This window comes from Enterococcus sp. ZJ1622 (assembly GCF_011038845.1).
Lineage (GTDB): Bacteria > Bacillota > Bacilli > Lactobacillales > Enterococcaceae > Enterococcus_B.
The window spans coordinates 47,081-69,552 of sequence record NZ_JAAKDW010000012.1; the positions used below are offsets into that span (position 1 = coordinate 47,081).

The 22,472-nt window shown below is 35.9% G+C and carries 22 protein-coding genes and 2 pseudogenes; 23 read left to right on the plus strand and 1 reads right to left on the minus strand.

Features of this window, described 5'->3' with window-relative positions; all coding sequences use genetic code 11:
- The first annotated feature begins 23 nt into the window (after positions 1-23).
- The 14 genes and pseudogenes from G7Y42_RS11690 to G7Y42_RS11755 all read left to right on the plus strand — a co-directional run bounded on the left by G7Y42_RS11690 (position 24) and on the right by G7Y42_RS11755 (position 11,536).
- Positions 24-356, plus strand: coding sequence for a hypothetical protein (locus tag G7Y42_RS11690; protein ID WP_165038240.1), 333 nt, complete (start codon positions 24-26; stop codon positions 354-356).
- Complete coding sequence (locus tag G7Y42_RS11695; protein ID WP_165038242.1) at positions 357-950, plus strand: hypothetical protein; 594 nt, start codon at positions 357-359, stop codon at positions 948-950.
- Between the two features lie 59 nt (positions 951-1,009).
- Positions 1,010-1,258 carry a hypothetical protein gene (locus G7Y42_RS11700; RefSeq protein WP_002332281.1) on the plus strand — a complete coding sequence of 83 codons (249 nt, stop codon included), beginning with the start codon at positions 1,010-1,012 and terminating at the stop codon, positions 1,256-1,258.
- 17 nt (positions 1,259-1,275) lie between these two features.
- Positions 1,276-2,190 (plus strand): hypothetical protein, encoded by a 915-nt coding sequence (locus G7Y42_RS11705; RefSeq protein WP_165038244.1) that lies wholly within the window; start codon positions 1,276-1,278, stop codon positions 2,188-2,190.
- Between the two features lie 121 nt (positions 2,191-2,311).
- Positions 2,312-2,485 carry a hypothetical protein gene (locus G7Y42_RS11710; protein WP_165038246.1) on the plus strand — a complete coding sequence of 58 codons (174 nt, stop codon included), beginning with the start codon at positions 2,312-2,314 and terminating at the stop codon, positions 2,483-2,485.
- Positions 2,485-4,509, plus strand: a complete 2,025-nt coding sequence (locus tag G7Y42_RS11715) for an ATPase (RefSeq protein ID WP_165038249.1) — start codon at positions 2,485-2,487, stop codon at positions 4,507-4,509. The genes G7Y42_RS11710 and G7Y42_RS11715 overlap by 1 nt, the downstream gene beginning before the upstream one ends.
- A pseudogene (locus tag G7Y42_RS11720) lies at positions 4,509-5,024 on the plus strand (glucosaminidase domain-containing protein); the annotation flags it as partial. The gene G7Y42_RS11715 and the pseudogene G7Y42_RS11720, both read left to right, overlap by 1 nt.
- A gap of 711 nt (positions 5,025-5,735) precedes the next feature.
- A complete protein-coding gene (gene ltrA, locus G7Y42_RS11725) occupies positions 5,736-7,535 on the plus strand; it encodes a group II intron reverse transcriptase/maturase (protein ID WP_165038251.1) in 1,800 nt (599 codons plus the stop codon).
- Positions 7,536-7,648: 113 nt separating this feature from the next.
- Positions 7,649-8,338, plus strand: a pseudogene (locus G7Y42_RS11730) (M23 family metallopeptidase); the annotation flags it as partial.
- A 15-nt stretch (positions 8,339-8,353) separates the two neighbouring features.
- Positions 8,354-8,998: a hypothetical protein gene (locus G7Y42_RS11735; protein ID WP_165038253.1), complete on the plus strand. Its 645-nt coding sequence runs from the start codon at positions 8,354-8,356 to the stop codon at positions 8,996-8,998.
- A 9-nt stretch (positions 8,999-9,007) separates the two neighbouring features.
- Positions 9,008-9,814, plus strand: coding sequence for a hypothetical protein (locus tag G7Y42_RS11740; protein ID WP_165038255.1), 807 nt, complete (start codon positions 9,008-9,010; stop codon positions 9,812-9,814).
- A 22-nt stretch (positions 9,815-9,836) separates the two neighbouring features.
- A complete protein-coding gene (locus tag G7Y42_RS11745) occupies positions 9,837-10,067 on the plus strand; it encodes a hypothetical protein (RefSeq protein ID WP_108145554.1) in 231 nt (76 codons plus the stop codon).
- Positions 10,068-10,084: 17 nt separating this feature from the next.
- On the plus strand, positions 10,085-11,200 hold the full coding sequence (locus tag G7Y42_RS11750; protein ID WP_165038257.1) for a hypothetical protein: 1,116 nt from the start codon (positions 10,085-10,087) through the stop codon (positions 11,198-11,200).
- 36 nt (positions 11,201-11,236) lie between these two features.
- Entirely contained in the window at positions 11,237-11,536 is a 300-nt protein-coding gene (locus G7Y42_RS11755) for a hypothetical protein (RefSeq protein WP_165038259.1), read from the plus strand.
- Here the strand turns inward: G7Y42_RS11755 and G7Y42_RS11760 are convergent.
- Entirely contained in the window at positions 11,515-12,537 is a 1,023-nt protein-coding gene (locus G7Y42_RS11760) for a hypothetical protein (RefSeq protein ID WP_165038261.1), read from the minus strand. The genes G7Y42_RS11755 and G7Y42_RS11760 overlap by 22 nt on opposite strands.
- A 270-nt stretch (positions 12,538-12,807) precedes the next feature.
- Here G7Y42_RS11760 and G7Y42_RS11765 point away from each other — a divergent pair, with 270 nt between their 5' ends.
- The 9 genes from G7Y42_RS11765 (at position 12,808) to G7Y42_RS11805 (ending at position 22,464) form a co-directional block, all read left to right on the plus strand.
- Positions 12,808-13,266 (plus strand): hypothetical protein, encoded by a 459-nt coding sequence (locus tag G7Y42_RS11765; RefSeq protein ID WP_165038263.1) that lies wholly within the window; start codon positions 12,808-12,810, stop codon positions 13,264-13,266.
- A 143-nt stretch (positions 13,267-13,409) separates the two neighbouring features.
- On the plus strand, positions 13,410-13,697 hold the full coding sequence (locus G7Y42_RS11770) for a hypothetical protein (protein WP_033657575.1): 288 nt from the start codon (positions 13,410-13,412) through the stop codon (positions 13,695-13,697).
- A gap of 17 nt (positions 13,698-13,714) precedes the next feature.
- Entirely contained in the window at positions 13,715-14,137 is a 423-nt protein-coding gene (locus G7Y42_RS11775) for a hypothetical protein (protein ID WP_081125703.1), read from the plus strand.
- A 19-nt stretch (positions 14,138-14,156) separates the two neighbouring features.
- Positions 14,157-15,749 (plus strand): MobP2 family relaxase, encoded by a 1,593-nt coding sequence (gene mobP2 / locus G7Y42_RS11780; RefSeq protein WP_165038265.1) that lies wholly within the window; start codon positions 14,157-14,159, stop codon positions 15,747-15,749.
- Positions 15,750-15,768: 19 nt separating this feature from the next.
- A complete protein-coding gene (locus G7Y42_RS11785) occupies positions 15,769-16,104 on the plus strand; it encodes a hypothetical protein (protein WP_002296380.1) in 336 nt (111 codons plus the stop codon).
- A 146-nt stretch (positions 16,105-16,250) separates the two neighbouring features.
- Entirely contained in the window at positions 16,251-16,445 is a 195-nt protein-coding gene (locus tag G7Y42_RS11790; RefSeq protein ID WP_002302840.1) for a hypothetical protein, read from the plus strand.
- A 12-nt stretch (positions 16,446-16,457) separates the two neighbouring features.
- Positions 16,458-18,830 (plus strand): ArdC-like ssDNA-binding domain-containing protein, encoded by a 2,373-nt coding sequence (locus G7Y42_RS11795; protein WP_165038267.1) that lies wholly within the window; start codon positions 16,458-16,460, stop codon positions 18,828-18,830.
- Between the two features lie 60 nt (positions 18,831-18,890).
- A complete protein-coding gene (locus tag G7Y42_RS11800) occupies positions 18,891-20,351 on the plus strand; it encodes a toprim domain-containing protein (RefSeq protein ID WP_002305187.1) in 1,461 nt (486 codons plus the stop codon).
- Between the two features lie 10 nt (positions 20,352-20,361).
- Positions 20,362-22,464, plus strand: a complete 2,103-nt coding sequence (locus G7Y42_RS11805; protein ID WP_165038288.1) for a type IA DNA topoisomerase — start codon at positions 20,362-20,364, stop codon at positions 22,462-22,464.
- Positions 22,465-22,472: the final 8 nt, after the last annotated feature.

A 22,472-nucleotide genomic window follows, 5' to 3' on the forward strand; every position in this document is an offset into this window, starting at 1 on the left:
ATGTATGAAAAGGAGAAAAATTTATGGATAAATATATTAATATGAAAAATCCTCCAAGATTTAGTGGAGAATGGAAGTTTTTCGCATTTTTCTTTATCGATTTATTAACACTTGGTAGTTGCTTTTTTTGGGCAAAAATGGTCAATAATCTTGTCCATTTACCACTCTTTTTTGCCCTTTTGAATTATGGATTATGGCTTGCAATAGGCTTAGTGATTGTTTGGCGTCCCTATAACAATCCAGGTCAAAGACAGATTTTTGCGATTATAGAATCCATTTTTTTTACGGATAAAAATCATTACCATGCCTTAGATCCTAACAGAAATTATCATGGTACGCATAAGGAGGACGAATAAATGCGAGTCAAAGGACAAAATTTAGTTGATAAGAAATCCATCTTGCAGTTTGGAAAGCCAGAGGAACGATCTATCTTGGACTTATTTCCTTATAAATCTTGTACAGAAGAGGGCGTCTTAATTACTAAAGAAGATCGTTTTCAGCGTTATTATCGTGTGGTTTCCACTGATGTGGAAGGATTAAATGAACAAGAGAAACTGGAACGAATGAATCAGTTAACCACTGTCATGCGTACGTATGTGCCAACGATTAAATTAGTTAGTTTGACCACGGAAACGGATTTAACGGAACAAATCGTATCAAAGAGGCAGTTATTAGACAAAAATCGTATGGAACAATCATTAGGAAGAAATCTACAGCGGTTAAGAAAATATGAAAAGAAATTAGTAGAAGAAATTCAAGAATTGAAACGCGCCGAACAAGAACGCCCTGACCTAAGCTTCTTTTTCGTTATTGAAGGTAAGACAATCAAGGATTTACAAACCAGAAATCGTCAGTTAATGCGATCTAGTGGCATTTTAGGGTTAAAACCACTCTACAAAAAAGAATTGATCAAGATTCTTTATCGAATGAACAATATGAATGATGAGTAGTAGTTGACTGAATATAAAAATAACAACAATTATATGGATGTGATAAAATGGAGAAAAACATGTCAGATAAAATGAATAATAGCTATCATAACAAAGCAATGCCTAAAATTGAAAAAGGAATGTGGCAAGTAGAGGATCATACACAAGGTGAAGAATGTGTGGAGGAATTGATGTTTATGATGAAAGATAAATATCATGAATTTTCTTTAGGATTATCAACTGTTTTAAAGTGTTTAGCAATTGCAGAAAAAGAAGGGTATGTTCCGCCTTTGTCAGATGATTGGTGGCTTCAAATTCGTCAAATTTGATGGGAAAGGGAGATCGAATGGATTCTTTCAAAACTAAAGTAGGATTTAGTAAAGTGTATAGGATAACGCCTGCTAACTATGAAAAACAAACAAAAAAAAGAAGACCGTACGTATTAGAAAGAGAAGGAAGGGATTCCTATTATGCCGTTTGTCCGGAGTGCGATAATCCAATTCAAATTATTGGATTATATAAAGAAACACGGGAATCTGGAAGAAAACCATATGGCAAGCATCATAAAGGTACAATTCCATATTTAGCTAAGTATTCAGAAGAAGACTATTTGGAATGTCCATTTTCTAACTCCAAGTGGAAAAAAACGTCTGGAAGAAGAAGTACAAGTAGCCCACTAGCAAATCGTATTCTTTTAACATTAGAAGAACAGTTTGATCGTATTATTTATATATTAAAAAAACAAACTGGTCTTCTTATCAACAAAAAATTAGCAAAAGAGATGCTTATCACTTACTTAAAAAACGAAGGGTGGTTATACAAGGAAGCAACTTTAAACAATCTTCCATGGATTTTTGGACAATGTAGTCCTGCGATTCCTCTATTTGGAAGGATGATTCAAAAAAATAGTGAGCTTCATCAGGTAATTCAAGAAAATTGTCCAGAAGTTCAATTCGTACCTGCATCTTTTTCTTCTGATTACGTTCAAATAAAGAATCAGGAAGGAATGTTTGTTACCCTGTATTTTACCTTTTTAAACCATGAAAAATACGTTGTAGAGGAAGAAATACATGAAACAATGGATTTTTTAGTTTTTAGAGAGAATCGTTTAGAAGAAGATGACATAATATTTAGTAAAACTCTGCCTATTGAATCAGTGTACTTTTCAAATTTAGCTTTATCTAAAAAATATGAAGACAATCGAAATAAAGAGTTATTAAATTTAGCAAAAAATATGATTCATTTGTATGTCGCAAAATAAATAATAATTAGTAAAAAAAGTTAGAAGTCTATTTTAAATAGGCTTCTTTTTTAATTGAACTAGGCGTTCATTGCCCATCCTCTTTAGGTAGGTGATGAATAAGAATGGAGGAAGCAAGTAGATGAATAATCATTTTCAATGGTTAGATGTAATAGACTGTAAATTTAGTGGGAGAGTAGTCGATTCAAAAGAAGAATTGGATAAAAAATATTCAAACGTATTTATTCTAGGCAAATTAGGAAAAGGAAACACTGTGAATTCAAGAATGAATCCATCCAAACGAGGTGAACGTTGATGCTAGAGACAATCAAATCAGTTTTTGCACCACAAAATGATCAAAAAGTACTTGATCCATTAAAGCAACTAGGAAATCGTGAAATAGAAATTTTAAAATCCAAAGGGTATGATTTAGATTTTTTAAAACAAGTGATGCCACAAGGTGGATTAAATTTCGATGAAGAGTATGTGACGTATGGCAATGGTTATTCACGTTGTGTCACAGTTTATCACTATACCAAAAATCCTACTCTTTTTTGGTTAGCCAACTTGATGAATAATCCTCATACAGTGGCGACACTAGATGTTAGCACAGATGAAAAGCAAAAAGTAATTGATCAAATCAACCGTGCCTTAGATGAATTAAATGATCGATCAGATAATGAGCGAAAAGCGACTGAACGAAATAAAAGTGCGGAAGAATACCTGGAATTATCGGAATATGCTCGAAAATTGACTTCTAATGGTGAAATTTCTAAACAAGTCAAAGTGAGAGTACATGTTTACGGAAACACGATTCAAGAAGTAGACGAACGAGCGCAGGAATTGATCGAAAATCTCAAAGGAATGGATTACCGTGGGGTGACCTATCTGCATAAAACCAAAAGAGACTGGCAATCGATGTTCACTATGTTCGATGAACAAGCTGAATGGTTCGGAAATATCAAAGGGCAATCACTACCATCGTTAAATATTGGCGGAGGGTTCCCGTTCCACCACCAAACGCTAAAAGATCCAGGAGGGACACAGTATGGCGAAACCATGACGGGTGGCCCATTCGTTTGGAATGCCACGTATAAAAATAGCGTCCGTTTGTCTACCAACACCTTGCTTCTAGGAATGATGGGGGCTGGTAAATCAACTGTTCTTAAAATGATTGCGGAATCCCATTTAGCTAAAGGAGATTTCATTTGGGGATTTGAAAAGGGAAAAGACTTTATTCCCTTTTTAAAAGAATATAATGGCATTATGGTGCGATTAGATGGGTCTGACGGAATGATCAATCCTTTAGAGATCTTTGCGACACGGACGTATGACGATGCTTCCAATCTGTATGAGGATGGATCAGTCAAAGATTTACTGATCAATGAAGCAGCGTCTTATCAAACGCATTTAGACAAAGTGGTTTACCAAGTACAACTTGTTAGTCCGCAATTAACAGGAACGATGAAAGCAGAATTCAAGACCTACTTGAATCGTTTTTATGAAGAGTATGGAACAGTGCCACGTGGCTTTACTTCCTCCAATGCGCGTTCAAATACTGAGGCACAAGTCACAGGGAAAGATCCAGAAGCTTATCCGACGTTCAAAGAATTTTTAGCCTTTTTAGGACAACTGGAACTACCAGGTGCTTCCCAAGAGAAAAAGAATCGGAAAGAAGAAATGGAATCTATCGTGGAATCCTTATGTGAGACGTATGGCATGATTTTTGATGGCCATAGTACGATTCGCCACCTTGACCAACAACAGTTGGTCTTTTTTGATATTGACTCTATTACAGGTTTAGATCGCGGGGTACAACAATGTCAAATGTACATGGCGATGACGTTGATTTGGAATCAAGCATTGATTCAAGGACGAAGACAACGACGTTTGATTAAAGAAAACCAGATGGAAGAACAAGACTTCAAACGTTTCTTGGCCATGATCGATGAGTGTCATAATGCAATAAATCCAGATTTCATTGAAACGGTCAATTATGTGACAAACTTCCAACGAGAAATGCGTAAAGTAGAAGCGATGACGGTTCTAGCTACCCAATCGCCACAAGAAATGGTGCCAGAAAATATGTCTTCTGATAACTTCTCGAAACTGAAGAAAGTCTTTGAATTTTCTTCTACGAAGATCTTCATGCGTATGGACGAATCTATTTTACGTCATATAGAAGGGTTAGTCGGTAAATCAATGACGAATTCAGAATTAGAATCGATTCCTCAACAAGAACAAGGAGAGGCTGTCATTAATTTTGGTTCGAAAGAGACGATTCGTGTTCATTTTAGTCCGAATAATCGACAGTTAAAATTGTTTGATGGAGGAAAATAATGGAAAGCCAAAATGAAAGTTTAATCAAGCAGTATGTTAAGCGTCGTACAAAGCGACGCTTATTTTTGTGGTTGTTTGGTACTTCTGCAGGTTTGCTTACCCTCTTGATCACTGTGTTTGTGACGCTTTTTCTAATCCTTGCGGCGGGGTCGATTGATAACTCTGATTCAGGTTCAAGTAGTGGTGGTGAAGCTTTTACAGGAGAATACTCAGAAGGCTTACCCATCTATAAAGAAATCAAAGGGAAAGGTCCTTTTTCTGATGAGATTGCGCAATATGCCGTAGGAGCAGCCGTGAAATATAAATTATTACCAAGTGTGATTCTCTCGCAATATGGGTATGAATCAGCGTTTGGCACGTCATTATCTGCTAAAAACGACTTGAATTTTTTTGGGATCACTTGGTTTGATGGGTGCTTGTTCCCCAAGGGAACCGCACGTGGAGTTGGCGGGATTGAAGGGGGTTGGTACATGAAGTTTCCCAACTCAAAAGCCGCATTCTCATATTACGGATTTAGTGTGACGCGTTTCTCTATAAGTGAATAATCGCGAAAAGAGAGGGTTGTTTTCTTAACAACTACAACTGAATGTCTGACAGTTGGAATGAAAGTCGTCATGTTGACTGAAACAACTGGTCTAAGACTCCTGCATGCGTATCTGATGATCAGGTCAGATGGGTGTGAAGCCAGGTGAAGTCGGCAGAATAATTTCTAAGTGAACTCTAAGTTCATATGAATGCAGATATGCCGGGACGCTATAAATTATCTATGGTGAGAATGTTCATGATAGAACTGACGAACTTGCGAATGTACAGGTCTAAACGTAGACTTATCCGAAAGGATATAAGGTTGTAAAAGCAACGAATGACACCGAAAAGTAAGAATTTTAACTATGAAATTCGGGATGAGGAACAATGACCTCATAGTAGCATTCAGGCCTAAAGTGAGCACCTAAGGATAAATATGGAGAGCTAAGATATTCGGAACGTGGAAAGCGAGAAACATTGATTAAACTGACTGATTTTCAGAAATGGTGGATATAAGAATAATAGAATTATTCGAAATTCCTTAGTTCTCGTGAGAGTAGGGGCACAGTACCGATGAAACGTCTAATAAACGTGGAGGGATAGCCCCAAGACTTGTATGAACAATTAAATTTTAAGTTAAATGAAACTCACAGGGTCGAGTAAGATGATGGGACTATTAGAATAGGAGAAACAAACCATCGGTGAGTACAAGATTGCGATATAACGAATACTATAATATGCAAAGTACGTTTGATTGGTTGTATCAAAGAAGTTTAAGCAATGCAACGAAAGGTATTAATTTATACGACATTATTTTGTCGGAAAACAATATTTTACTTGCATATAGGATAATCAAAACTAATACTGGTTCAAAGACAGCTGGTTGTGACAAACTTACGATTGATAATTACAAATATCAAAATAAAATCCAGTTTATCAATGATATACGTGAGGATCTACGAAAATACCATCCAGATGAGGTAAAAAGAGTCATGATTCCTAAACCAAATGGAGATAAACGACCATTAGGAATACCGACTATGCGAGATAGATTAATTCAACAAATGATCCTTCAAGTAATAGAACCTATCTGTGAAGCGAAGTTTTATAAACATTCCTATGGATTTCGTCCAAATCGAGCTACGTATCATGCAATAGCTCGTAGTAATTTTCTAATTAACCAAGGTTATCAACACGTTGTAGATATGGATATTAAAGGATTTTTCGATAACGTTAATCATTCAAAGTTATTGAGTCAGCTATACACCATTGGTGTAATGGATAGAAGAGTTCTTGCTGTAATTAGTAAAATATTAAAATCACCTTTATCAAATGGAACTATTCCTTCAAAGGGTACTCCACAAGGAGGAATTTTATCTCCTTTATTGTCTAACGTAGTATTGAATGATTTAGACTGGTGGATAAGTAGCCAATGGGAAACAATTAGAACACGTAAAAGATTTAGAAATTTATCCTCTAAATTAGGAACTCTACGAACAACAACAAATCTAAAACGTATGTATATAGTCAGATATGCGGACGATTTTAAAATATTTACTCGTGATTTCAAACAAGCTAAAAAAGTATATCATGCAGTAAAAGAATATTTAGAAAATCATTTAAAGCTAAGCATATCACCTGAAAAATCAAAAATTACTAATTTGAGAAAACGAAGTTCGGAATTTTTAGGTTTTGAAATAAAAGCTGTTCCGAAAAGAAATAGATATGTGGCAAATACACATGTATCCAAGAAGAATATAAAACGAATAAGAAATCAGCTAAAAATCTATATCAAAAAGATTCAATATAACCCAATAAGACGAAGTATTTATGATTACAACACTTACGTGTTGGGCGTTCAGAATTATTATAGATATGCAACACATGTCAATGTTGATTTCTCAAAAGTAGCCTATTCACTCTTATATACGATCAAAAATCGATTAAGTCAGGTAGGTAAATTCGGAGTTCCAAGAGATCCTCCAAAAACTTATCAAAAATTGTATCGTGGAAAATGTAGAACTATAAAAATTGGAAAAGAATATTTATATCCTATAGCAGATATTAAATGGCAAATGGTTCCACAGTTTAATCAAGAAATCTGTAACTATACAGAAAACGGACGGTCAATAACCTTTAACAGACTGAAACAAAAGATTTCTGTAGAATTGAGCAAACTATTAACTATATCTAAGCAAGGATATAATTTAGAATTTACAGATAATCGTATTTCTAAATATTCTATGCAAAATGGGAAATGTGCGGTTACAGGGGAGTTTTTGAAGGCAGACACGATTCACTGTCACCATATAATCCCAAAATACTTGGGTGGAACGGATGAATTTTCAAATCTAGTAATTATACACCCCTGGGTGCACCAATTGATACATTCAAATGATTCAAAGACAATCGATAAGTATTTGTGCTTACTCAAATTAAATAAAAAGCAAATTGAAAAAGTAAACAAATATCGTGAGAAATGTAATTTAACATTCATTTAATTGGAAATAAAACAAGTTGGAACGCCGTATGAGGCGAAAGTCTCACGTACGGTGTGGAGCAGGGGAAAAGTTGGAGAATTCCTACTGGAATTTCAAAGACTTACCTATTGCTATTGGTAGCCACACAGTCCAATTTTAATGCTTGCGTTGGTAATAAAAGCCCTGGGGCGAGCCTATTGATCTTAGGTCGAGGGGGGTATGCCGCTGCGGGAATTACGGAAGATAGTGCGTATTATAAAAATTGTATGTCGATTATTAATTCCAATCAATTAACTGAATATGATGAATTCGCCATCAAACATTGGGGTGAAGGTGGCAATAATAATGGTCCAATTACTGGTGAATGGACGAACCCGTTCCCTGGTAGCAGTTTAGATAAAAGTTCCTTTAGCGGTGGGCAATTATTTGGAACGAATCCAGGGGGAGAGTTCCGACCAAATGGTTTTCATGACGGATTAGATTTTGGTTCAGTCGATCATCCAGGAAGTGAAATTCACGCGGTGCATGGAGGGAAAGTCGTGTACGTTGGCAATCCTGGTATTTCAGGTTTAGGTGCGTGTGTGATCGTGATTAATTACGACGGCTTGAATATGGTGTATCAAGAATTTGCAAATAGTACAGGGAACTCTCGTGTGAAAGTGGGGGATCAAGTGAAAGTGGGTCAAGTCATCGAAACTAGAGATACGGAACACTTACACTTAGGATTTACCCGAATGGATTGGCGTCAAGCACAAGGCCATGCCTTTATAGATGATGGGACGTGGATTGATCCCTTACCATTTTTAAACAGCAGTAAAAAATAATTTAGGAGAAAAACAATGGAAAATAAAACGTTAAAAATCGTCTTAACAGCCGCAATTAGTATTAGTTTAATCGGCAATATTGCGTTGTTTTGGCAGCTGAAAGAGGAACAAGCAACAAATACCTATCAAACAGAAGAAGTGGCTAAAAACGCGTCTGAGACGCTCAAAAAAAATTCCTCTGAGGCACAGGCGAAGATCGACAAGTTAAATCAAACCATTCATGAGAAAAACCAAGAAATCGATCAGCTGAAGCAACAAGACGGCACAAAAGGAAAAGAAGAAGTCACTGAAGCACAAAGAAAGACGGCTGAAACATTTGGTCAATTAGCCATTGATAAATCATTAAGCAAGAATGAAGTAACAGAGAAACTAAAAGATGTCGCAACCCAAGAAGTGATCGACAAATTAAGTCCTGTAGACGATGGTCACCAACATGATGACTACGGCAGTTACTCTTTTACATTAGGTGATGTGGAAACTTACGCTCAAACAAGCAGTGAGAATGAAGAACAAAATTTTGTGGTCTTTGTGGACTATACGATTGGCAATCCCCAATTCAAAGATGTCAAACCACAAAAAATAAAAGGTGGAGTGACTGTGACTGAAAAACAAGTAGATGGACAATGGAAAGTCACAGACTTTAGTTATTTCACTCGGTAGGAGGAGAAAATGAGTAAGAAAAAAGGAGCAAGACAACGGTTTAAAAAACGAAAAAGTTATCTTCGATGGCTGGGAATTTTGACGATTCTCGGCCTTTTAATCCTTGCGAGTCCGATTTATACGCATAAGAAAGTAGACGTACCCGATGAAGTAAGTACAAACGCATTTTTAAACACGAAAGAACTGACAATGGTTTCAAAAGAAAAAGGAGCGAATCAACAATTAGTTTTTGAATTTGCGATCGACGATGACGATCAAAGTTTGTTAAAAGAACTCGCTAATCTAAATTATCGAGTAGAAGTAAAGACAGCCAAAGGCGATTATCAAGCAATAAAAGCCAAAGTGATTAAGGTGTCTGATGACTATTTTGCGGTGAAGCTAACGCATGTACCAGAAGAATATATCGCTATGCGCTTAACGATTATTCCTGAAAAAATTGATCCAAAGGTGGATATGCAAGAACCGCAAGATCTGATTTATTATGTTCACGAAGATAAGGTCAAGGATCAAGTGAAAGATGAAGATTACGAGCAACATGTGATCAATTACAAAGTGAAAGGATACAAGAAAGAACAAAAAGCAGCACAACAACAGATGGAAACCTTACAAGCAACCATTGATTTAAATGAAGAATTAGTAAAGAAATTAAAAGATCAATTGCCTTATCAAATCGCAGAGGATCAGGAAAATACTGAAAACAAGATTAATGGTTACCAGCAAGAAATTGAAACATCGAAAACACAAATGAAAGATCAAGAAGAGATCATTCAAAAGATTCAAGAAAAAATTGATCGTATGTCAAAAGAAAATATTTAGAAGAACAGGTGGAGTGAAGGAAATGAAGCGAGCGAACTTGGTTGGCAAAGATACTTTCATTGAGCAAAAAGTATTGATTAACGCCTATCTCAAAGTAGTAAATGTTAAAGAAATATGTCAGGAAGTGAATTTATCAAACACGACAATATCTGAGTTGAAGAACGGTAGAAAAAATATAGATACCTTAAAATTCAGATCTTTTGAGGCTCTTTATTTGGCTGCAAAAAAATATTTTACAGCTGACAGTAAATAAAAACAGGAGGGTTTTATGTGAAAAAAGTATATCAAAAATGTTTATGGATCAGCTATATCACCGTAGGTATAGCTGTTTTTTTCTTTAGTCTCGCTGTGATTGTCGCCCCAATTTTCTTTTGGTTTATCAATAAAGATTTGTCATTTTTGTTTATGAGTTTCCTATCGTGCATTGTGTTGATGTTTTCATTTTTAAAGATCCGCAAATTTGTGCCGTCACATTGGCAAGAAATGAAGAAGGAAATTAAAGAAGAAATCGAAATAAAATCCAATGACTGGATGGAACACACTTGGTTTCCATTGAAAGCGAATATCAAGCGAAAAGAGTTTTGGACATTACAATTATGGCCATTTGGAAAAATTTGTAGTTATGTTGCTCGTCTTGTTTTCGATTTAGCTATTTACTTGTTTGGGATATTAGGAACAACCTATTACCTGATAAGAGATCCAAATTGGATTTCGCCGTCAGATATTTTTACAGTGCTAATGACATCGATTGTTATAGTATTCGCGTTTATTTTAAGTCACTTACTTCTACAAATTATCAAACAAAAATTAACAATGAGCAAACTTTTTAAAAGTTTATTTGACTTCATTGTTTTAGGAAGTATTCTAACGACTCTAATAGAATGTATAGATCACTCAGGAAGAACGCTAGAGGGATTGAAGGACTTTCTGACAACGTTCATTCAATTTATTAATGAATATATGTATTTATTTGTGTCTGGTTGTGTTCTTGCATTAATCGGGTATGTCTCTACAAAATTCATTAAACATTCAGTTGAAAAAGAAATAGATATTGATTTGATACCAACACTTTTTGGTTATGAGTACTATGTTGACTATGGGAAGTATGATGGGTTGCTTCATACGAATACCGTTCACACGAGTATTCAAGAAGTTACGAATAAAGAAATCAAAGACTCTATTCAAGGAGAGCAAAAAAGGAAGTTCATTGATCGACAAAAGAAGGTCTACAATTTTTATGAAGTGGAAGCAAGCTTGCGATATGGAATCGGGCATGTAAGGTTAGGTGGAAGTAATATCCAACAAAACAAATCCTATTTTCATTGGAAAAGTGGGGTTCTAGAAATATCTAAAAAGCTCGCTATGGAAGATAAACGAAATAATTAGAATGCTATTACCAATAGATATAAAGGAGAAGTAGCAATGGACATTATCAAAGGGAGTTACTATAAGCAAAAAGATAAAAATCAAAATCTTATTTATCAAGCAATAGACAATCAGCCACTTCCAGAAAGGTATCGAGATAGAGAAAATGAAGAACGATATAAAAATGATCAACCATTTTTGATAGTTGACTTATTAGAAAAAGATATAAGCAAAATGTTTTTCGGAAAAACATTGAACACAAAACAAATAAATTTTATACCTGCAACAGAAGAAGAAATTAAGCTCTACCAAGCGGCAGAGCTTATTTACTGTTTTCAAGAAATGTATATGTTATAGAAAAGTTCTTCACTAAATGGATCTACACATTCGGGTTTTACAAAAGAAGAAAAATTTAAATAAACACTATCTTTTGAAGTAAAATTCCAAAATAATGGAAGAGTAATATATACTTCAAAAACATTTTTTTCTTTATTAATAAATTCGTCGTATATATCTGTATATTCATTCTCTATGTGTTCCCTAGATATTATGAGTGAAGGGCGGTATTGTGGTACACCATATTTAATACTGGGATTTTTTCCGTAAGTACTAATAAAGTTTATTCGTAGTACTTTATTGTTGTTAGTCTTATCTAAATAAGCTTTCCCGTAATAGATACTAGGATATTTTCGTTCACTAAGATTTTCAAATAGATAGTTTGCAACTATGGGCTTAAATAAATACTTAATAGGAATGATAGCACCAGTTGTATGACGAATTATTTTAAACTCGGGATTGAATTTGTACATTTCAACATGATCCTGAAGAGTTTTCAGGTGCTGTTTAACTGCTTTGGTTAAATGTTTATCATTTTTGTTATGTGTTTTTTTTGTACCTATTGTTTTATTTTCAGCTTGTGTTACACCTATTTCAGTATTCTCATTTTTTGTTTTAGAAGTTTTTTTAGGTGAAAAACCGGTCATACTAGGTAAATCAGAAATAGTATCTCCAGTTTTGAATTGTTTGAACCCTTCGTTAGTAACTCCATTACTGACTGTCTCACTATCATAATTTTTAGGATGATAATTACAAGAGCTAATGTGTTTATTGTCAGAGATAGATTGATTAACAAAAGCAGGACTATTTTTACTTGCTGGACTAATTGAACGACAAGTAATGGGTGCTGGACAATTATTAGTAGGACAAATAAAATTCCGCTTGTCTAAAATATATTGATCAAATAATTCTCTAGCAATGAAAGGAGATATAGCAAAATTATCGTGTAAATAAGGGTGTTCTTTTAAATATTTTATTGCTAAATCGTCTGTCGGAATTGCCTTAGTTATTAAATTACCCATATCATTTACCTCTCTATTTTTTATTTATTTTATCATGGAATAGATAAAAAATATTTTAGAAATGGAAATTTTAAGTGTATTAAATAGTTCACTAGTAGATAAAAAAATTATGAATATATACACGACATTTACAAATGACAAACAACACGTTCAAACACTATTGACTCAAATTGATTTAATCTAAACAACAATGAAAAGAGGTCTTGGCAAATATGCAAGACCTTTTTCATTATCCACTAATCGTAAAATAAGAGAATAGGAGATATAGAAATGAATTATCAAATTGAATATGATTACGAATTATATTTAGATGAGCCTTTGTTATTTCCTGCCACCAAAGAACTGGTAAGTATGATTTCCTTTGATGTTCGATTTGGAACAGTTTTTTCAAGTGAAAAAGCAGTAATAAAAAAGATCAAAATGGATGGTGAATATTTTTCATTATGGGAAATATTACACGTGATTTATAAGAAACAAAATCAGTGTTTAGAATTTAAATTAGACAAAAGATATAAAGAAGCATATGAAATTACTTCATTTCAATTAGGGATAGGAGAAGATGAAATAAACATCAGAAAATCAAATAAACAAGAATTTGAATGGATTTTAAGTAATTGCAGTAAGCATATAAATTCCGATCAAGTATTACAAACGAATCTTGTTAAAATACATTTTTTTAAAGAGCATAAGGAAACGTGGGAACACTTTTTAAAAAAAGTGTTCCAATAGGCTGTGCCTATTACGTTTCTCTAAAACAAAAGTGGGTACAAAATATTCGATTTATGGATAGTGTATGGATAGTAAAACAGCTATACATGGATAGCATATGGATAGACTCCATAGACTATCCATACTTTTTTCGGAGGGTGAAAATGGAAATTAAAGAGATTAAAGTAAGAGGTATTAATAAAAAATATGTTCAAGAAATTGATCGTAGATGCGTAGAATTAACAGAACAAACTGGTCAAAAATGGAGTCGAAATGATTATCTAAAACTATTGATTGAAAACGACTTTGAACGTCCTTTAATGGACTACAAGAAAGATCAATTTGATCGTTTATTGGAAAAATTTACAGATGTTCAGCTGCATAATACAAAAGTTTTGGAAGCATACACGAACGAGGTCAAGAACTTAATTGAAATATTAATCGCACATTAGGAAGGAGATAATGTTCTATGGTTAAAGCGATAGAAAAGCATATTACATTTTATGAAGCGCACGATGAAGTTTTAAAAAATATTATGGAAACTCAGCCTACGGTAAAAAACTATTCTGAAGCCATTCGATTTTTATGTATGAATTACGATCCAGAAATTGAAAAAAATAATAATATGACGAACGCAAAGTTGAACGCAATGGGAAAGGAAATTTCTATTTTAACAGAAATGGTTTCAGAGTTTGCGGATCTTCATTTGAAAGATACAGGAATACTAATTGGTACAAATTCAACTGTCTATCAAGAAGCAAAAGAGCGTGTGGAAGGGAAAATAAAAGCGAATCAAACGAAGAAGTATTCTCCTAAAATCAAGAAATCAATAAATGAATCTGTTCATGCCAGAGTAGACCCGTTTGATCCAACAAAGTTTTTAAAAAGATAAAAAGTAGAAGGGGAACATGATGAATAAATCGCCTGCAGTCATTCTCACTTGTCAATTTACCTTGCCCAATAAAAAATCTTTTTCAACATACATTGATTATATGACAAGAGAAAAAGCGCTGGAAGAAAAGGAACGACGCACGCCCGACGAAGAACAGGAACTGCAACGAATCAAGAATGCTTTAGAGGATTTTTATATTCCTGAAGGAGAAACTTTTTCGGAGAGTAAGACGGGTAAAGAATTCAGTGAAACGTCGAATGAAGCTCAATCTTTGTTGGGAAATGGAATCAACTTTGACAAGTTAGAGGAACAAGATTTTACCAAATATCTTTCTTATATGACCCGTCACTATGCGTTAGAACAAAAGAAAGAACTGACGCAAAGTGAACAAAAAGAATACCAACGCTTGAACCAAGCAATAAAAAAATATCAAACAGAGCCACACAAAAAAGCTTCAGGAAACCTTCCTGGAGTTTTTTCTATGGCTTCAGACGAAGTGAAAGGAAGTGATCTGAAGGAGATTAAGCAAATCTTCCAAAGAGGACAACAAAAAGGCTCAATCATTTATCAAGATGTTGTCTCTCATGATAATTCGTACCTTGAAAAAATAGGATTGTACGATCCCAAAACAGATACTTTAGATGAAGAAGGATTAAAAGTAGCTGGAAGAAAAATGATGGAGACATTATTCGAGAAAGAGCAACTGAACGAAACAGGCTACTGGATGGCAACGATTCACCGTAATACCAAACATATCCATATTCATTTTGCAGTTGTTGAAAAAGAAAATACGCGTAAACCTTACACGGAGGTTGAAAATGGTGTGAGTTATATCGTACCGAAAGGTAAGAGAAGACAAGCAACATTAGACGCAATGAAGACCAATTATGTACATGAGTTAGAACGTTTTTCTTATGAAAAGGATCGAATGATTGGTATGGAGAAACGAAATTTATTGACGCGGAAAAGTGATTTGCGTAACACCTTAACAAAAGTGGTAAAAGAGCCAGCGCGTTACGATCGACACGCAATGAACTTATTAAATGAAGTATATAAAACCCTACCTGACAAACGTTCGGAATGGAATTACGGGGATGAAAAACGAACCAAACTTTCACCATACACAAGAGAGAAACTCGATGAGTTAACCAAATATGTTTTAACAAAAGAACCTGAATACCAAGAATATATACAGATTTCAAAAGCATTGAAAGAAGAAGCAAAAAGTCTTTATGGGGAAAGCAAGAGAGAATCAAAGGATGCAGAAAAAAACGCCCTCTTTGATTTAAAAAAGCGCACAGGAAATGCCATCCTAACAGAACTGAAGAGACAAGATAGTCAAATAAAACCATTAATAGAAGGTGTCGATCAGATGCAATCTATTTACAATGAACGATCCTTTCGAACGCTTAAACAGTTACCAACGAATGAATACAAATATAGTTACGAAGAATTCATGAAGCGCAGGAAACAATTCCAACAAAGAGTTGTCACGCAACGGAGTTTGCGTCAATTAAATCGAACGATTAATGCCCATGAAGAAAAATACCACGCAAGTAAAGCATACGAAGAGCAACAACGAAGAATTCAAATGGAACAAGAAAGACAGTAAGACAGTAGGAGGAATAGCAATGAAACAATATTTAGATCAATGGAAAGTTATAGAAGGATCATTAAGAGAAGAACGAATCGAACAACTTCCCGATTGTTTAGAAAAAGAGCATTTGTTTCAGATAAGAGAAATGTTGAGAAACGAACAGTTTGATCCAAATCAATTTTTAGTTGTTGAGTACCCAGCTACTGGTGTGTACTGTTGTAATCATGTGAACGGTGAAAAATATTTTATCATTCAAGAATATGAGGGCAAGTTAGCGCCTTATTATACTACTTGGGAAATGAATGAAGAGGGGATCAATAACTTCCCGTGTAAAAGCATTGAAGAGTCTATTTCACTCACAGAATGTTAGTTGTTAAGTGAATAAAAGAAGTAAAAGAGTCCTGAACATAATTTGTCCAGGACTCTTTTTTTCAATGAATTGTTTTCCGCCAATTCAATGAGTGGTGCGATTTCCGACTACATTATATCAAAAGAAAGAGAAGGGAGGAAGAAGAAATGGCTTATTCAACGATTGGAGTTGTTGTGGAAAAAAGCAGAGACAATCTCGTTTTTGTGACAGAAATTCAAACGGGCAGAGCTTTTGTCGTCACAGACAAAGCGGCAAAAGCTTATCAAAGTGGCGATATTTTAACGTTAAATCTGACTACGAAGACGTTCGTCGATGCGGCAGAAGATTATCCATTTGTTTAGGAGGAAACGGACATGGCAGAAGAAAAAGAACCACTAGACAATAGTCGTTTGGGAAAATCCAAAAGAAAATTAGTACGATTGCAAAATGAATTAAACGAACAAATTGAAAAGATGTTTGAACACCAGAGAAAGACCAACGGTCAACCAATGAACGATAAGAGAAATGGGCATTCTTGGTTTAGGCAACAAGAGCGAATCGAAAATAAAGTGCATAGTCTGAGAGAAGAGATCAAGCAACAAGAAAAACAAGTAGAAAAACTTGAAAGACAAGAAGAGCTAAAGGAAATGGGCTATAACAAGTACGGCGGACTGGATATGACGATCGAGAATATTCCAAGAATCAAAGAAGAAATCGAACGCTTTGAAAAAGGTGAATCGACTTTTTCAGCCGCTACGATCCGAAAATACCAACGGAAATTGGAAACATTAGAACAGCTGAAAGAAAGATCAGAAAAAGGAAAAGAAAACCTTCTTCCTGAAGTACAAGCAATCATTGACAGCGGACGAGTGACGCAATGGAAAAAAAATCCGACCATTTATTTTCTGAAAGGCTATCGAAAAGTCGCTTTAGAACTGAATGAAAACGGGGGATTTGAGGAATCAAAAAAATACCAAGCCACGTCGGAAGAGGAAAAAGCAGCTGTTCGTGAATTACTTGAAGAGGCTGCACCAACTGATTCTCTGAAGGAGAAAGAAAACGATCATTTCTATCGAGTAGAATTCAACGAAAATGATCCAGAAAAAGGATTGAAAAGTTATGGTGGGGAGATCGTAACATTAGAATTGATCGATCAACTCAAAACGTTGGATAACCAATACGCCGCAGAAGCAGGTTATTATAAATTCTATTTTGAAGAAGTGAAGAACGGAGAAGTAGTCGATCAGTTCCGAATGGATCTAGGGGATGGCGTCAACAGTAATCAACCCATCTATTTAGAGTTAGCAAAATTGTGCGAACAAGTACCTGAGAAGGAACAAAAACAATCGGTCAAAAATGAACCTGTTTCGAAAGAACAAATTAAGTCGAAAGAAACAAAAACAAAACAAAAGGGCTATCAAAAACGAACGGCAGAAGAGATTAAGCAAGAAGTCAAATCACTTTCGCAACAGGCGCTGGATGCGGTGAAAAAACATACCCATTCTCCTGAAGACGTCAAAGAACTTCTGAACTTTATGTCTCGTTTTCCAGAACGATCCTTTAGGAATCAATTATTGATCGAGGAACAATTCCCAGGCGCAACGGCGTGTTTAGGTCGTGCCGCGTTGAAAAAAGAAGGAATCTATATCAAAAAAGGGGAACAAGGGAACAAGATCTTTGTCAGAAAAACGGTCAAAGGATTTTATGAGAAAGGACGTGGCTTTGTTCGAGAAACAGAAGCTACACCAGAAGATAAAAAACGAATCGAAAGTGGTCAAATCGAAGTGATCAAAAAACCTTACTACACGATTGAAAAAGTGTTTGATATCACACAAACACAGTTAAAACCTGAAGACTATCCGAAGATCTTTCCGAACCGTGTCTTTGATTTTCAATTGGATAAAAAAGGACAGTCAGAACTTCAAGCTGGGATTCAAGCGGTAGCCAACAATATTGGAATACAAATTCGAGATATGACAGAAAGTGAAGTCTATCAAAGAGAATTAGGACAAGCACGTGGGGCGTATGTTCGTAACGAATTTACTGGCGAAGAAGAAATCGTCATGAATACTCGAAATACTCCTACGCAGCATTTAGCTACAAGTATTCATGAATTAGCCCATGCAAGAATGCACAAATTTTCAGAATTAGATACCGCAACTAAAGAATTGCAGGCAGAAATGACTTCTTATATTGTGTGCAAACATTTTGGAATGGACACGTCGGAGAAAGCTATTCCTTATATTGCAGCATGGACAAAGAATGGTCAGACGTTGGATGATAAGGAAGCTGCGGAACGTGGGAAAATCATGAATGATGTCAGCCGTGTCGCAAATGAATTCATTCAAACCATTTCTAATGAAATCAATCAATACAGAGAAAGAGAACCAGAGATCCAACCAGCAGAAGTGAAGCAGGAGCATAAAAATACTGTAGAAACGGCAGAACAAAAGAATATTGTTCCTGTTGGTTCACTTTGGATCGACAAGAAAGACGGGAAAGTCATGGAAGAAGATACGGGTCGAACGTTACATTTGAAGGATGCGGCGTTTATTGAAGATCCGCAGCATAATCAAGTGATTCTAAAAGGGAAAAGTTATGGGAAAGAGATCCAAACGGCTTTACCTTCAGAAGAATTTGCGCTAGGAAATCCATTCCGATTTTCACTAGAAACTGTATCAGAAGTGGCCAAACGAAAAAATGAAATCTATTATGAACAACAAATGTCACAAAAAGAACGAGTATAAAACAAGCAAGAAAGACTATCTGAAAAATGGATAGTCTTTTTTCTTTTGGGAGGTTTGAAAATGACAGAGAAAAAAATGAGTCTTATTGATCGATGCAAGCAAATGGATATTGTGGATTTTGCTCGAAACAATGGTTTAGCGGTAGTCAATAAAGGACGAGACTATCGTTTAGAAGACCATGATTCTTTTGTTTTCGATCGAAGAAAACAGCGATTTTATTGGAACAGTCAAGGTATTGGTGGGGATATTATTGAATTGACTCAATTGTTTTTTATTGACGATTCTATTCAAAACCCAAAGCAACGTTTTAAAGCAGCGCTAGATTATATTATAAAGGACGAAAATAAGGTGGAACGGGTGGAAAATCTTCACTTTGAAACACAAGAATATAAGCACCACCCAATTGATTATCGACCATTGACAGAAAAAGGACGAAGTTACTTAAAAGAACAACGAAAATTCCCTGAATGGTTGATTGATTACGGAGAACAACAAGGGTTGATCCTGGAAATGAAGCCACGCAATGAACGAAAAAATTATATTGTGCAAGATGATCGCTTAGACTATGCGATCGTTTTTCCCTGGAAAGACCGTCATACAGACCAAATATTAGGGGCAACTTATCAAGGGACTATCGTAGACTATGAACGTTTTGGAAAACGGGGTGTTGACAAACGAATAGATATAAATCCTACGCCTAATCACGGGTTTAATGTTCTTCTTGGATCTCCTAAGAATCTGAAATTTTTTGAGAGTCCCATTGATTTACTTAGTTACGCTGCTTTAAATCGCGAGACGATCAAAGACACGTGGCTTGTTTCTATGGATGGACTGAAGGATGCAGTAGTGGGGCACTATGTTCGAGAAGCGGTGACAGAATTGGCGCCGAAAGAAGAATTTCCAGAATCGATTGAGATTTGTGTGGATAATGATCGAGCTGGACACGTATTCTGGGATAAGGTACACCGACTTGGTGTGTCGAATCCATTTACAGGAAAAGCGGTGTATTTTGAACCGAATCTTCCCAACGATTGGCAAGTACCGAGAGAATATCAAACAATCTATGAAGAAGTAGGGAAAGAAATGAGAGTTGCGCCTGAAGCAATCATGGCTATTCATAAAATCGAAAACAACCTAACGGATACTAACCAAATCGTATCGTTCGGTGAAATCCAGGGAGTATTTGCCAAAAAACTTGCGCCAAAAGAGAAAGCCCAATCTATTGTTGTAAAGGAAAAATGTATAGAAGCAGCTCAGCAGCTAAAATCGTGTGAAAAATCTGATGGAACATACGATTTTGATCGTTTTTATCGTGGAAAAGGGAAAATTAATGAACAAATTCAATTTTCATTGAAGGCCAAACACTATTTTGAAGGTTATAAAAATCATGAACACGAATTTGTTTCTGAAGTGAAAAAAGATTGGAATGATCAATTGAAGCATGAGATCCAGCAACAAGCAATCAGAAAGCAAAAACGTGCGATGTTGTTTCAACAAGGCAGACAACAAGAAAGGGAGTGAAATCGTCATGATGAAAACCGTTATTTTAGCAGAAAAGCCGTCACAAGCGAAAGCTTATGCCGATAGCTTCTCTAAAGCCACTCGAAAAGACGGGTATTTTGAAATCCAAGATCGATTGTTTCCTGGTGAAACTGTGATCACGTATGGTTTTGGTCATTTAGTCGAATTAGATTCGCCCGATATGTACGATGAAAATTGGAAACAATGGTCATTAGAACATTTGCCTATTTTCCCTACACATTATCACTATCATGTTCCTAAAGATAAGAAAAAGCAATTCAAGGTGGTGAAACAGCAACTTCAATCGGCCGACACCATTATTATTGCGACAGATAGCGATCGTGAAGGGGAACTGATCGCTTGGACGATCATTCAACAAGCAGGCGCCGATCATGGAAAGACCTTTAAAAGACTTTGGATCAACTCCTTAGAAAAAGAAGCCATTTATCAGGGATTCCAGCAATTACGAGACGCAGAAGAGACCTATCCCAAATTTGAAGAAGCACAAGCACGCCAGATCGCTGATTGGTTGATCGGCATGAACGGCAGCCCACTGTATAGTTTACTCTTGCAGCAAAAAGGCATACCAGGAAGCTTCTCCTTAAGCAGAGTTCAGACTCCAACGCTTTATATGATTTATCAGTTGCAAGAAAAGATTAGGAACTTCAAGAAAGAACCCTACTTTGAAGGAAAAGCCCAAGTAACCGCTCAAAATGGCACATTTGATGCCAAGCTTGATCCCAATGAAACCCAAGTGACGCAAGAAGCATTTGAAGCGTATTTAAAAGAAAAAGGCGTTCAAGTAGGACAACAGCCAGGCATGATTCTTGAAGTCGAAACCGAGAAAAAAAGCGCGGCAAGTCCGCGTCTTTTTTCTCTATCGAGCCTTCAGTCTAAGATGAACCAACTCATGAAAGCTAGTGCAAAGGATACGTTAGAAGCAATGCAAGGACTATATGAAGGGAAATATCTAAGCTATCCGCGAACAGATACCCCTTATATTACGGAAGGGGAATATGCGTATCTGTTGGATCATTTAGATGAATACAAGCATTTTTTAAAGGCCGAATCAATCCCAACCCCTATTCATACGCCGAATAGTCGGTATGTGAATAACAAGAAAGTCCAGGAACATTACGCGATCATTCCTACAAAAACGATCATGACGGCAGCGGCTTTTGAACAACTAAGTCCACTGCAGCAGGCCATTTATGAACAAGTGTTAAAAACAACGGTGGCCATGTTTGCGGAAAAATATACCTATGAAGAAACAACGATCTTGACGCAGGTTCAGCAGCTTCAGTTAAAAGCAATCGGAAAAGTGCCGGTAGATCTACAAGTCCTTGAAAAAGAAACCAAGCCACCAAAACCTTATACCGAAGGTACGTTGATCACTGCAATGAAAACAGCTGGGAAAACCGTGGATAGTGAAGAAGCGCAATCCATATTGAAAGAAGTGGAAGGAATCGGTACAGAAGCGACACGGGCGAATATTATTGAAACCTTGAAACAAAAGGAATATATCAAGGTAGAGAAAAATAAGCTCGTGGTGACGAATAAAGGGATTTTGCTTTGCCAAGCCGTGGAAAAAGAGCCGCTGCTTACGAGCGCCGAAATGACCGCCAAATGGGAAAGCTACTTGTTAAAAATTGGAGAACGAAAAGGAACACAAACCACTTTTCTAGCTAATATCCAAAAATTTGTCTCTCACTTATTGGAAGTCGTACCAGGGCAAATCCAATCCACTGATTTTGGATCGACGTTACAAAAAGTGAAAGCAGCCAGTGAAAAGCAAGAAGCCGCGCGTCATTTAGGAATTTGTCCAAAATGCCAGGAACAAGAAGTCTTACTCTATCAAAAGGTGGCAGCATGTACGTCTGAAGTCTGTGATTTTAAATTATGGACAACGATTGCCAAAAAGAAACTCACAGCGACACAGCTGAAGGAGATTATTCAAAATAGCCGAACAAGCCAACCAGTGAAAGGGTTAAAAGGTCAGAAGGGTTCGTTTGAAGCAACGATTGTTTTAAAAGAAGACTTCACTACAGGCTTTGAATTTTCTGAAAAGAAAAAAACGAACTTCAAGAAAAGAACACGACGCACTACAAAATAATGGAGGGT